This is a genomic window from Caulobacter sp. FV2ye17ST (assembly GCF_058680955.1).
Window position 1 is genome coordinate 2,166,431 of the sequence record NZ_CM178727.1, and the last position, 13,119, is coordinate 2,179,549.

Consider the following 13,119-nt stretch of genomic DNA (forward strand, 5'->3'; position numbering starts at 1 on the left):
CAGCTCAAGAGAACAGTCCGCCGAAAAATTTGAAGACGCTTAGGCGCTGCAGATCATTCCAGGTCGCGAACAACATGAAACTCAGCAACAGCGCAAGACCAACCCTATAGCCTGCCGCCTGAAGACGCGCGCCGAGCGGCCTCCTGGCGATGGCTTCATAGGCGTAGAACAACAGATGCCCGCCATCCAAAACGGGAATGGGCAACAGATTCATGAAGCCGACGCTGACGGAAAGGATCGCCGATAGCCAGATCAGCGCAACCGCAGAACCCAGCAACATCGATGGAAAGTCGGTCGCGCCCGCTGCGCCGGCCTGGGCCAGTTGACCCGAGGTCTTTGCGATGCCGATCGGACCGCTGATCTGTTCGGCCGAGACCTCCAGACGAATAACCCGGCCCAGATAGTACACCGTGGTTTCAAGCACATCCCACGTGCGAGCGACGCCGCCGGCGAGCGCCTCAATGGGGTTGTAACGCACGCGCTGGATATCGCTGCTGGGCAGGCCGCCGGCAACGCCGAGCAGCATCCGAGTCTTCGGCTTCCCGTCAGCGTCGGGCCGGGTCAGCATCGCAGGCGTTGCGACCAGATTGATGGTCTCTCCGCCTCGGTAGACCTGAAAGGCGATGGGATTGCCGCCGCGCGCGGCCACATGGCGGGTCAGATCCTCAAAGCTGCCAATCACGGCGCCATCGGCGCGCTGAATGAAATCGCCGCGCCGCAGACCGGCCTTCTCGGCAGGCGAGCCCGGCTCGACGCTGGCGATCAGGGGCGGCGCGCCGAAGCCCAGCATGCCGGCCTTCTGGCTACCGCCAAAACCATCCGAAACTTCGACGAGCGCCGGCGTCGCCACCAGCTCGAGCGACTTTTGCTCCCGTTCGATCTTGAAACGGATCGGAACATCGCTGCGAAGCAGAGCATAGCTGTCCAGTTCGCCGAAGTTCTTCACCTTGCGGCCGTCGGCCGAGATGATCACGTCGCCCTGCCGGAAGCCTGCGGCCGCGGCCGGACTGCCGGCGTTCACGCCCGTGATCACAGGTCGACGCACGGTCTCGCCAAACACGCCAAGCAGAACGGCAAACAGCGTGATCGCCAGGACGAAATTGGCCAAGGGCCCTGCGGCGACAATGAACGCCCGTTGCCACAGCGGCTTGAAATGCAGGTACCGATTGACCGCCTCGCTGCCTTCGCGACGTTCGATCGCGGTGCGAAGACTGGCCAGATCCTGCTGATCGGGAACACTCGCGGCATTCTCGTCGCCAGCAAAACGCACGTAGCCGCCCAAGGGCAGCCATCCGATCTGCCACTGGACACCGGCGCGGTCGCGCCAGGAGACAATGGCCTTGCCGAAACCGATGGAGAACCGTTCGATCTCGACGTTGCACGCCTTGGCCGCCCAGAAGTGCCCGAGCTCGTGAATAGTCACGACCACCAGGATGACCAGTGGGAAGGCAATGATGTAGGCGGCCGCCGATTGCATGAAGCCGAGCATGTCGGATCTCTTCTCGTCTTCAGTTGTGGCGGTGAACTTGGCGTACAACCTCGGCCGCAATGCGGCGGGCGCTCGCGTCCGTCATCATGGCGCTCTCGACCGGATCGGCGTCGGCTTCCATCAGGGCTCCCAGGCTATTCATGCGTTCCAGGGTCCCCGCCACCGAGGCGGCAATATCCAGAAAGCCGATCTGACGGTCAAGGAACGCCGCCACAGCCACTTCATTGGCTGCGTTCATAGCAGCCGGAGCGCCGCCGCCTAGCCGCATCGCCTCACGGGCGATGCTAATCGACGGGAAACGTTCCAGATCGGGTTGCTCGAAAGTCAGTTGGCCATAAGCGGCCAGATCCAGGCGCGGCGCTGGCCAGGGCAAGCGATCAGGCCAGGCGAAGGCGCAGGCGATAGGGCTGCGCATGTCCGGCGGACCAAGCTGGGCCAGGGTCGAACCGTCGGCATACTCCACCAGGCTGTGGATCACGGATTGCGGGTGGATCACGGCCTCGATGCGCTCTTCCGGAGTGTCGAACAGGTAGGAGGCCTCGATCATCTCGAGCCCCTTGTTCATCATGGATGCGGAATCGACCGAAATCTTGGCGCCCATCGACCAATTTGGATGGGCGACGGCCTGTTCAGGCGTGGCGAGCGCCATCTGCTGTAGCGTCCAGGTGCGGAACGGTCCCCCGGAAGCCGTCAGGATCAAACGCGATACACGCTGGATACAGGCCGGCTGCAGCACCTGGAAAATAGCTGAGTGCTCGGAATCCACCGGGATGACCGATCCCCCCGCCTCGCGCGCGATCCTCAGCAAGGCCGGCCCCGCACAAACAAGGCTTTCCTTGTTCGCCAGGGCGATGACCGCCCCCGTTCGCGCCGCCGCCAGGGTCGGCGCCAGGCCGGCGGCCCCGACAATCGCCGACATGACCCAATCGGCGCCCATGGCCGCGGCCTCGATGATCGCCGCGGCCCCCGCTGCCGATTGAACGCCTGTATTCTTCAAGCCGTCGCGCAGAGCGCCGAGCAGACTCTCGTCCTCGATCACTGCGACAGTGGGACGCCAGCGGCGCGCCTGTTCGATCAAACGCTCGACGTTGCGACCGGCCGTCAGCGCCAGAATCTCGACCTCGACGCCGGCCGCCTCGAACAGTCCCAGGGTCGAAACACCGATCGACCCCGTTGAGCCGAGAATCACGACCCTTCGAACGGCCGTCAAAGGGCCCATCCATAGAGGTAGACCAAGCGTACGCCGGCAATGACGATCGCGGCGAACATCAGGCCGTCAACGCGATCCAGCAGGCCGCCGTGACCCGGGATCAGGTCGCCTGAATCCTTGACGCCGAATCGGCGCTTCAGCATCGACTCCCAGAGGTCCCCCATCATCGTCGACAGACCACCCAGGAAGCCGATGAGCGCGGCGACAGGCCAGGTCAGGTTCATGTCCGGCAGGGCCGGCAGCAGTTCAGAAAGCGCCTCGATACCCACAGCGGCGATCGAAGCCGCTACAAGCCCGCCAAAAAAACCGGACCAGGTCTTGTTGGGCGAGAACTTCGGCCAAAGCTTTGGTCCCTTCAGAATGCTGCCCACCACGAAGGCGAAAATGTCAGCAAACCAGGTGACCGCGAACAGCAGGAGGGTCCAGCTGAGGCCAGCTTCGTTGATACGCAGCCACACCAGGGCGATGCACGCGGGCGCGATGTAGATAACGCCATAGGCCGCGTCGACCCTCCGCTCAACCGCGCCGCGGGCGATCATCGCGGCCAGGACCGCACCGCCGATCAGGAGGGGCCAAGTCAGATAGTAGTGTCCGCGGAACGCGGCCACGACCGCCACCAGAACCGCAACACCTATGGCCAGAGCCACGCCCCTGGGCGCGCGCGGCGCACTCATCATGCCCCACTCGCGGGCGAGCAGCGCGATGCAGACGGCGACCAGCGCCAGGAACCACACGCCGCCAAACCAGACAGCGGACACGACTGTGGGCACGAGCACGGTGGCTGAAAGCACCCGTACCCGTAGATTTTTCCAGTTGAAGCGCTTAGCCGGCGACGGCGACGTCATCGGCAGTAATGCCTCCATAGCGTCGGTCACGCCCGCGGTATTCTGCGATGGCCGCCGAGAGCGCTTCGGGTCCGTAGTCTGGCCAGAGCACGTCCTGGAAGACGAGCTCGGCATAGGCGCATTCCCACAGCAGGAAATTCGAGATTCGCTGTTCCCCGCTGGTGCGCACGATCAGGTCGGGAGCTGGAGCAGCGGAGGTGGACAACAGTCTCTCGAATGCCGCTTCGTCGAGGTCGGAAGCCTTGGCCTCGCCGCGCTCGACAGCCTCAGCAAAGGCACGCGCGGCGTCGGCGATATCGGCGCGACCACCGTAGTTGAAGGCGACCTGCAAGATGAACTTCGTATTGCTGGCCGTACGGCGCTCGGCGCGCTCGATGATCTCTTGAATGTCGGCAGCCAGACCGGTTCGACGGCCGATGATCCGAACACGAACGCCCTCGCGCGCCAGACGCTCCAGGTCCGATTCGACATAGGCCTTGAGCAGACCCATCAACTCGGAAACCTCGTGCGCGGGCCGGCTCCAGTTCTCGGTCGAGAAGCCGAAAACGGTCAGTACCCCCACGCCGAGATCAGGCGCGGCTTCAACCGTGCGTTTGAGCGCATTGACGCCGGCGCGGTGACCCAGCGCGCGCGGCATTCCGCGCCGCTTAGCCCAGCGACCGTTTCCGTCCATGATGATGGCCACATGCAGGGAGCGGTTCGACGCATCGCCCCCAGCGCGCGCCGAAACATCCTGCAGGCCGGTCGTCGCCGACATTGCTTCAAGCCTTCCCTAACCGTCCCCGTTACTCAGGTCGGCGCTTAAACCTGCATGATCTCTTGCTCTTTGATTTTCAAGGCCTCGTCGACCTTCTTGATGGCTTCGTCGGTCATCTTCTGGACCTCGGTTTCCATCTTTTTCAGTTCATCTTCGCTGATGACGCTGGCCTTTTCGGCCTTCTTGAGGTCGTCGTTCGCGTCGCGACGGATGTTCCGTACTGCGACCTTCTGGGCCTCGGCGTACTTGCCAGCGATCTTGGAGAGGTCCTTGCGGCGCTCTTCGGTCAGCGGCGGGATCGGGATACGCAGGTTGTTGCCTTCGACGACCGGGTTCAGGCCGAGATCCGAATTTCGGATCGCCTTTTCCACAGCCGAGACAACGCCCTTGTCCCAGATATTGACGTTGATCTGGCGCGGCTCAGGCACACTGATCGACGCGACGGTGTTGAGCTGCACCATCGAGCCATAAGCATTGACGACGATCTGGTCGAGCAGGTTGGACGAGGCGCGACCGGTGCGCAGACCAGCAAAATCTTCTTTCAGGGCCAGCACGGATTTCTCCATGCGCTCCTTGTAGCGGGACAGGACGGGCTTTTCGGCGGCGGCCATGGCTGGGCTCTCTTCGCTTGAGTTAGGCGGCGGTGTCTTGGGCGACGACGGTAAACGTGCCCTCGCCTCGGAGGACGTTCAGCAGATTGCCACGCCCCTTGATGGAGAAGACCACGATCGGAATATTGCTGTCGCGCATCAAGGCGACGGCCGAAGCGTCCATGACTCGCAGATCCTTGGCCAGCACGTCCATATAGGTCAGCCGGTCATAGCGCTGGGCCGAGGCGTCCTTCTTGGGATCGGCGGTGTAGACACCATCGACGCTGGTGCCCTTGAACAGCGCGTCGCACTGCATCTCTGCGGCGCGCAGGGCCGCGGCGGTGTCGGTCGTGAAGAAGGGATTGCCCGTGCCGGCGGCGAAGATCACTACCCTGCCCTTCTCCAGATGACGCTGGGCGCGGCGCCGGATGTAGGGCTCGCAGACCGTGGCCATCGGGATCGCCGATTGCACGCGGGTGGAGACGCCGATGCGCTCAAGCGCGTCTTGCATCGCCAGGGCGTTCATGACGGTGGCCAGCATGCCCATATAGTCGGCGCTGGAGCGTTCCATGCCCTTGGCGGCTCCGGCCATGCCGCGGAAGATGTTGCCGCCGCCGATGACCAGACACAGCTCAACGCCCGATTTGACGATCTCTGCGATGTCTTCGGCGACGGATTGAACGGTGTTGGTGTCGATGCCGTAGGGCGTATCGCCCATCAGGACTTCACCGGAAACCTTCAGGAGCACGCGGCGGAAGCGCTTGGGCATGGCGGTGCTGGGTTCGGACATGGACCGGGCTCTTCCTGAGTCGTCGGCACGCAACATAGTGCGCGTTCGTCAAAAGTGGGATCGGTTTTGCGCACCACGGAGCAAAGCGAGACCATTTGGCCCACGCTTGCCTGAGGGCAGGCGCAAGAAAGGCGCGGCGCGCGTCAAACGCGCCGCGCCCTTGAAGAAGGATATGAAACCCGAGGGCTCGCCAAAAGCGCGCGGTCGGATCTCGATATCTTAGCCTTGGCCGGCCATGGCGGCGACTTCGGCGGCGAAATCGCCGACGGGAGCCTTTTCGACGCCTTCACCCAGGGCCAGGCGAACGAAGCCCTTCACGGTGAGCGGCGAGCCCAGTTCTTTTCCGGTCTCGGCGACCAGCTGCTCGACGGTCTGATCCGGGTTCATGACGAAGGCTTGCTTCAGCAGCACGACTTCTTCCAGGAACTTGCGGATGCGGCCTTCGACCATCTTCTCGACGACGGCGGCGGGCTTGCCCGATTCCAGCGCCTGCTCGGTGAAGATGGCGCGTTCCTTTTCGATCGCGGCCTGGTCCAGATCGTCCGGCGACAGCGAGAGCGGCGAGGTCGCGGCGACGTGCATGGCGATCTTGCGGCCCAGCTCCAGGATCTTGGCCTGGTCGCCTGCGCCTTCGATGGCCACGAGCACGCCGATACGGCCGAGGTCCGGCGCGGTGGCGTTGTGGATGTAGGTCGACACGGCGCCCTGGGCGACGCTGAAGCGCGCCGAGCGACGGGCGACCATGTTCTCGCCGATGGTGGCGATCAGGTTGGTCAGCAGATCGGCAACGACTTCACCGTCAGCGGTCTTGCCGGCGCTGATGGCTTCAACGCCATCATTGTCCAGACCAACGGCCGCGATCTTGCGGACGGCGTTCTGGAACAGCTCATTGCGGCCCAGGAAGTCGGTTTCGGCGTTCACTTCGACAGCGGCGGCGGTCATGCCGGCGCCGTCGTTGCGAACGGCGATGCCCACGAGGCCTTCGGCGGCGACGCGGTCAGCCTTCTTGGCGGCCTTGGACAGGCCCTTGGCGCGCAGCCAGTCGATGGACGCATCGATGTCGCCCGCGTTTTCTTGCAGCGCCTTCTTGCAGTCCATCATGCCGACGCCGGACTTTTCGCGCAGTTCTTTAACTAGCGCAGCCGTGATCTCAGCCATGGAAAATCTCCATATTCAAACGGTTAGCGACCGGGCTTGATAGCCCGGTCGCATGTCAGGGTCACAACAGTCGCCCCAAAGGCGACCGCTGGAAAAATCAGCTCGCGGCCGGCTCTTCGGCGACGGCTTCGATCGCTTCGGCGGTCGCTTCTTGAGCGGCCTCCGGAGCAGCGGCTTCAGCCACCGGCTCGGGGGTCAGTTCGCGAGCCAGGGTCGGTTCCATCGGAGCCACCGAAGCGCCCAGATCGACGCCCGACGAGGCCTGGCCGGCGGCCAGACCGTCGAGGACGGCGTCGGCGATCAGGTCGCAGTACAGCTGCAGGGCGCGAGCGGCGTCGTCGTTACCCGGGATCGGATAGGTGATGCCGTCCGGATCGCAGTTGGTGTCCAGGATCGCGATGACCGGGATGTTCAGCTTGCGGGCTTCAAGGATCGCGATGGCTTCCTTGTTGGTGTCGATCACGAACATGATGTCGGGAATGCCGCCCATGTCCTTGATGCCGCCCAGCGACAGTTCCAGCTTGTCGCGTTCGCGGGTCAGCTGCAGCAGTTCCTTCTTGGAACGGCCCGAGCCGTCGCCGCCCAGAACGCCTTCAAGTTCGCGCAGGCGCGCGATCGAGCCGGAAACGGTGCGCCAGTTGGTCAGCGTGCCGCCGAGCCAACGGTGGTTCACATAATACTGGGCGCAACGCTTGGCGGCGGTGGCGACCGGATCGGAAGCCTGACGCTTGGTGCCGACGAACAGCACGCGACCGCCAGCGGCGGCGACTTCACGCACTTTCACCAGGGCCTGGTGCAGGAGCGGAATCGACTGCGACAGGTCGATGATGTGGATGTTCGAACGCGAACCAAAGATGTAGCGGTCCATCTTCGGGTTCCAGCGGTGCGTCTGGTGGCCGAAGTGGGCGCCAGCTTCCAGGAGCTGACGCATGGAGAATTCGGGAAGCGCCATAGGGCCTATAATCCTTCTTCCGGTTGAACCTCCGCGGACACCCCCGACCCAGACATCTGGAGCGGGACCGGAACGGCGGCGCCGGGATGTCTCCCCGGGTCACAGCCGAACGTCCGCGTGTGGAATGGCGCGCAGATAGGCGCGATTGGATCAAAAAGCAAGTCTTGTCGGGCCTTCTTCCCCGGCAAAGGCCGGATGCGGAAGTCTGAACGACCCCGCGTCTGGTGTGAAAGCGCCGGTCAACGGATCTAGAATGCCTTGCCGTTCACCTGGACAGGGTCGAGAGCAAAGACGTCGACATCATCCAGACAGCGCACGTTGATCGCCGCCATCCGGACCCCACCAGGCCCCTCGCCTCGCCCAAACGATTCGATGCCGCACGCCGAGCAGAAAAGGTGTGAGATCTTGCTGGTGTTAAAGCGATAGTCGGTCAGATGGTCCTCGCCCTGCAACAGCGTGAAGTCGCTCTCGGCGGCAAAGGCCAGCACCGAACCCAGCTTGCCACAACGCGAGCAGTTGCAGGTGATCAGGTCATCAAGTCCGACCTCAACCTCGAAGCGGACATTTCCGCACTGACAGCCACCCTGATGCTTCGCCATGGTCCGCCCTTTCTCGCCAGAGATGTCTCAGCCCCTGGTCAGACATCTTCCAGAAGCGCCACGCCGGGCGCGGTTTTCAGCGCCCCGCGCAGGGAGGCGTCCAGAATATAGCGCCCGGGCAGCTTCAGCTCGATTTCCCGTCCGCCGCCGATGGCGGCGATGAAACTGATCTCGCCGCCCTTCTGCGAGGCCGCGGGATCGAGACGCTTCTTTAGCGCCTCAATCTCGGTCGCCGAGGGGGACAGGTGAACGCGTAGCCCGGCAACCACATTTTCGATCGCTTTCTCGATGGGCTCGGCGTCATCGCCAAAGAACCGCACCTCGCCGTCCCGGGCCTTGGCGCGCACCTTGATGGCCACCGACTTGCCGGGCTCCAAGACCTCCCGGCACTTGCGCAACGCCTCGGGTGGAAACAGGACTTCGTATTCGCCGGTCGGATCGGACAGCGAGACGAAGGCAAACCGCTCACCGCTTTGCGAAGCGCGTTCCTGGCGACGTCGCACAACGCCGCACATCCGGAAGGCCTCCATGCCGGCCTCGGCTTGCGGGATAACCTCGGTCAGCATGGCGGTGCGCCTGCGGCGCAACATGCCCACCATGTCCTCGAGCGGATGACCTGTCAGATAGAAGCCGACGGCGGCCAGTTCCTCGTCCAGCAAATCGACCTGGTTCCACGGCTCGGTCTTCTTCAGCCGCGGACGGCCAGCGGCCGGATCGCCGCCGAACAGGGCATGCTGACCGCCCTGACGATCGGCGGCGATGCTCTGGCAGTGCGCGATCAGCACGTCGGAGGATGCCAGGATCTGGGCGCGGTTCTTGTGGAAGGAATCGAAGGCTCCTGCTCGCGCCAGATTCTCGATCGCCCGCTTGTTGACCTGCTTGGGATCCACGCGCTCGACGAAATCGAAGATGTCGCGGAACGGGCCGCCCTCCTCGCGCACAGCGACCAGGTGCTTCATGGCCTCGAGGCCCACGTTGCGGACCGCGCCCAGGGCATAGAGCACCTCGCCGTTCTCGACTTCGAAGTCGGCGCCCGAACGATTGACGTCGGGCGCGCGCACCGTGATGTCGAACCGGCGCGCGTCCTGATGGAAGACGGCAAGCTTGTCAGTGTTGGAAATATCCAGGCTCATCGACGCGGCCAGGAACTCGACCGGCGTATTGGCCTTAAGCCAGGCCGTCTGATAGGCGATCAGTGCATAGGCGGCTGCGTGGCTCTTGTTGAAGCCATAACCGGCGAACTTGGCGACCAGTTCGAAGATTGAGCCTGACTGCTCTTCAGGAACATTCTTCTGCTTGGCGCCATCGACGAAACGGATCTTCTGGAGATCCATTTCCTCTTTCTTCTTTTTGCCCATGGCCCGGCGCAGAAGGTCGGCTTCGCCCAGGCTGTATCCCGCCAGGATCTGGGCGATCTGCATCACCTGTTCCTGATAGACGATGACGCCGTAGGTCTCCTTGAGCACCGTCTCGAGCGAAGGGTGCAGCGTGTCGACGGGTTTGCGCCCGAACTTGCAGTCGACGAAGGTGTCGATGTTGTCCATCGGGCCCGGCCGATAGAGCGAGATCAGGGCGGTGATTTCCTCAATTGAGCCGCAGCGCATCTTGCGCAGGGTGTCGCGCATGCCCTGGCTTTCCAGCTGGAACACGCCGACCGTCTGGCCGGAAGCGAGCAGTTCATAGGTCTTGGCGTCGTCGAAGGGCAGCTTGCCCAGATCGACATCGGCGCCGCGCTTCTTCAGATGCTTCACGGCGCGATCCAGCACCGTCAGGGTCTTCAGCCCAAGGAAGTCGAACTTGACCAGTCCCGCGCTCTCCACCCACTTCATGTTGAACTGGGTGGCGGGCAGGTCCGAACGCGGATCCTTGTAGAGGGGTGTCAGCTGGGTCAGGGGTCTGTCGCCGATGACCACGCCGGCGGCGTGGGTCGAGGCGTTGCGGAACAAGCCTTCCAGCTGCAGGGCGACGTCGAGGCAGGCAGAGACGTTGCCGTCTTCCTTCTTGGCCTGCTTGAGGCGTGGCTCCAGTTCGATGGCCTGGGCCAAGGTCACCGGCGCTGCCGGGTTGTTGGGCACCATCTTGCAGAGCCGGTCAACGAGACCGAGCGGCAGCTGCATAACCCGTCCGACGTCGCGCAGCACGGCGCGGGCCTGAAGCGAGCCGAAGGTGATGATCTGGGCCACGCGATCGCGGCCGTATTTTTCCTGAACGTAGACAATGACCTCTTCGCGTCGCTCCTGGCAGAAGTCGATGTCGAAGTCGGGCATAGAGACCCGCTCAGGATTCAGGAAACGCTCGAACAGCAGGCCAAAGCGCAACGGATCCAGATCGGTGATGGTCAGCACCCAGGCCACCAGCGAACCGGCTCCGGAACCCCGCCCAGGGCCGACGGGAATGCCGTGCGACTTGGCCCACTTGATGAAGTCCGACACGATCAGGAAGTAGCCGGGGAACCCCATCTTGATGATGATGCCCAGCTCAAAATCCAGACGATCCCAATAGACCTGTTCATCGACCGCCAGCACGTTCTCGGCCAGCCTCGCGCGCAGGCCTTCACGCGCCTGATGCTTCAGCTCTTCCGGCTCGCTACGTCCAGCGCCCGTCGGGAAGCTGGGCAGGATCGGATCACGCTTCTTGACCAGGAAGGCGCAGCGGCGCGCGATATCAAGGGTATTGTCGCAGGCCTCGGGCAGGTCCGAGAACAGCTTGCGCATATCGGCCGCCGGCTTGAACCAGTGCTCGGGCGTCACCCGTCGCCGCTCGTCCTGCCCCACGAAAGCGCCATCGGAAATGCAGAGCAGGGCGTCGTGCGCGTCGTAGAGCTCGGCCTTGGCGAAATAGACATCGTTGGTGGCCACCAGCGGCGCGTCGTGCTCATAGGCCCAGTTGACCAGGCCCGGCTCTGCGGCGGCCTGACGTGGCAGCCCATGGCGCTGCAGCTCCACATAGAAGCGATCGCCAAACACCCGGCTCATTTCGGCCAGGGCCGGGATCGCTTCGGCGCTCTTTCCAGCGGCGAAGAGAGCGTCAACAGGACCGTCGGTGCCGCCCGACAGCAGGATCAATCCCTCAGCGTGCTCGACCACCTTGGACCAGGGCACGATCGGCTCGGCAAGATCACCGCTTTCGAGGTAGGCGATCGACGAAAGCTCGGAAAGATTGAGATAGCCCCGCTCATTCTGGGCCAGGAGCGTGATCGTCGGCGCTCGCGCCCAGCGCTCGGTTGGACCAGCGCCAATGCCTGACACGGGCAGCGCGCAGCCTATGATCGGCTGAATCCCCGAATCCTTGGCATAGGAGGAATATTCGAGAGCGCCAAACAGGTTGGCCCGATCTGTCAGACCGGCCGCAGGCATCCCTGCCGCCTCGGCCAGTTTGCCGATAACGTCAGCCTTGATAGCGCCTTCCAGCAGCGAGTAGGCCGAGCGAACCCGAAGGTGGACGAAACCCTGCCCTTCGCTCTCCGCCATCGCCCATATCTCCGATCAATCGACTCAGGCCACCAACTGGGCGACCGAGCACATCATCCAGACGAAGCTGGCGACGGATACAAGCGCCAAAGACTCACGCGCGATACGGATCACAGGAACCTCCACAATTGTTGCCTGTTTGTTCCATATTCCTCTTTTGTTCTGTTCACAAGATGTTCCGCGACCATCCACCGCACTTTCTTTGGGCGGGTCATTCGAAAGCCCGAGCGACCTTTGCCATCGACGCCGGATCAGTTCAGATCGCCGCATGCGCCTGATCATCGACACAGACACCGCCGGGGACGACGTCTTCTCCCTGATGCTCGCCCTCACCCGCCCGGGTGTCACCGTTGAAGCGATCACGATCGCTCACGGCAATGTCGGCTTTGTCCAGCATGCTGAGAACGCACTGATCACGTTGGCGGTCTGCGAGAAGCAGGGCGTGCCGGTTTATCTGGGCGGCCAGTCTCCATTTTCCCGCGCGCCTCTCGATGCGGCCTACGTGTTCGGCGCGGACGGCATGAGCGATATGAACTTTCCGCTCGCCGCCCAGCGCCCGGCCCCGGGCCACGCAGTCGATGAGATCGTGCGCAGGGTGATGGCGGCTCCCGGCGAGATCACGATCATTGCCCAGGCGCCCCTGACCAACATCGCGCTGGCCTATCTGCGCGAGCCGCGCATCGCCCAGGCCGTGAAACACCTCTGGGTCATGGGCGGCACCGACAACGGCGTGGGCAATGTAACGCCCGCCGCCGAGTACAATTTCTACGCCGATCCTGAAGCCGCCAAGATCGTGATCAACGCCGGCTTCAACCTGTCCATCGTGACATGGACCGAGACGCTGCGTGACGGACTGCTGGATGTTTCCCAACTCGCCGAGCTGGAGGCCATGGGCACGCCCCGCGCCCGGTTCTTCACCGACGTCAATCGCGCCTCCCTGGCCTTCGCTCAGGAAACCGAAGGTCTAAGCGGCAGCCTCCACCCAGACGCCCTGACCTGCGCGGTCGCGCTGGATGAGCGCCTGATCCTGGGCGCCGAGCAGGCCGTAGTCGATGTTGAGATTTTGGGCGAACTCACGCGAGGCTATCTCAGTGTCTCGCACACCATCCTGCCGGATATCGAGATCGCCGATCCCGCGCTTAAGCGCAGACCGCCGAATGCCCGCGTGATCAAGAAGATCGACCGGCGAGGTTTCTTCGCCGCCATGCGCCAAGCGCTGCTTTAGCGCTTAACGTGTATCTAAGACCCCGAGCGCAAGC

General features: G+C 63.4%; 12 protein-coding genes. 1 reads left to right on the forward strand and 11 read right to left on the reverse strand.

Features of this window, described 5'->3' with window-relative positions:
* Positions 1-4: 4 nt before the first annotated feature.
* The 11 genes from rseP to sidA form a co-directional block, all read right to left on the reverse strand.
* Complete coding sequence (gene rseP, locus ACW17V_RS10440; protein WP_492105079.1) at positions 5-1,489, reverse strand: RIP metalloprotease RseP; 1,485 nt, start codon at positions 1,487-1,489, stop codon at positions 5-7.
* Between the two features lie 19 nt (positions 1,490-1,508).
* A complete protein-coding gene (gene dxr, locus ACW17V_RS10445; RefSeq protein ID WP_492105080.1) occupies positions 1,509-2,708 on the reverse strand; it encodes a 1-deoxy-D-xylulose-5-phosphate reductoisomerase in 1,200 nt (399 codons plus the stop codon).
* On the reverse strand, positions 2,696-3,544 hold the full coding sequence (locus ACW17V_RS10450; RefSeq protein WP_492108781.1) for a phosphatidate cytidylyltransferase: 849 nt from the start codon (positions 3,542-3,544) through the stop codon (positions 2,696-2,698). Before ACW17V_RS10450 ends, dxr begins: the two co-directional genes overlap by 13 nt.
* Positions 3,522-4,301, reverse strand: a complete 780-nt coding sequence (gene uppS / locus ACW17V_RS10455; RefSeq protein ID WP_492105081.1) for a polyprenyl diphosphate synthase — start codon at positions 4,299-4,301, stop codon at positions 3,522-3,524. Before uppS ends, ACW17V_RS10450 begins: the two co-directional genes overlap by 23 nt.
* A 44-nt stretch (positions 4,302-4,345) precedes the next feature.
* Positions 4,346-4,912: a ribosome recycling factor gene (gene frr, locus ACW17V_RS10460; protein ID WP_492105082.1), complete on the reverse strand. Its 567-nt coding sequence runs from the start codon at positions 4,910-4,912 to the stop codon at positions 4,346-4,348.
* A 22-nt stretch (positions 4,913-4,934) separates the two neighbouring features.
* Positions 4,935-5,660, reverse strand: a complete 726-nt coding sequence (gene pyrH / locus ACW17V_RS10465; protein ID WP_492108782.1) for a UMP kinase — start codon at positions 5,658-5,660, stop codon at positions 4,935-4,937.
* Positions 5,661-5,900: 240 nt separating this feature from the next.
* The gene (gene tsf, locus ACW17V_RS10470) at positions 5,901-6,839 is read right to left on the reverse strand and encodes a translation elongation factor Ts (protein WP_492105083.1); all 939 of its coding nucleotides are present in this window, start codon (positions 6,837-6,839) and stop codon (positions 5,901-5,903) included.
* A gap of 97 nt (positions 6,840-6,936) precedes the next feature.
* Entirely contained in the window at positions 6,937-7,791 is an 855-nt protein-coding gene (rpsB, locus tag ACW17V_RS10475) for a 30S ribosomal protein S2 (protein WP_492105084.1), read from the reverse strand.
* Positions 7,792-8,039: 248 nt separating this feature from the next.
* A complete protein-coding gene (locus tag ACW17V_RS10480; protein ID WP_492105085.1) occupies positions 8,040-8,390 on the reverse strand; it encodes a GFA family protein in 351 nt (116 codons plus the stop codon).
* A 38-nt stretch (positions 8,391-8,428) separates the two neighbouring features.
* On the reverse strand, positions 8,429-11,860 hold the full coding sequence (gene dnaE, locus ACW17V_RS10485) for a DNA polymerase III subunit alpha (RefSeq protein ID WP_492105086.1): 3,432 nt from the start codon (positions 11,858-11,860) through the stop codon (positions 8,429-8,431).
* Positions 11,861-11,884: 24 nt separating this feature from the next.
* Positions 11,885-12,142: a cell division inhibitor SidA gene (sidA, locus tag ACW17V_RS10490; RefSeq protein ID WP_492105087.1), complete on the reverse strand. Its 258-nt coding sequence runs from the start codon at positions 12,140-12,142 to the stop codon at positions 11,885-11,887.
* Here sidA and ACW17V_RS10495 point away from each other — a divergent pair.
* Positions 12,129-13,085: a nucleoside hydrolase gene (locus tag ACW17V_RS10495; RefSeq protein WP_492105088.1), complete on the forward strand. Its 957-nt coding sequence runs from the start codon at positions 12,129-12,131 to the stop codon at positions 13,083-13,085. The two genes, sidA and ACW17V_RS10495, sit on opposite strands and share 14 nt — an antisense overlap.
* Positions 13,086-13,119 lie beyond the last annotated feature (34 nt).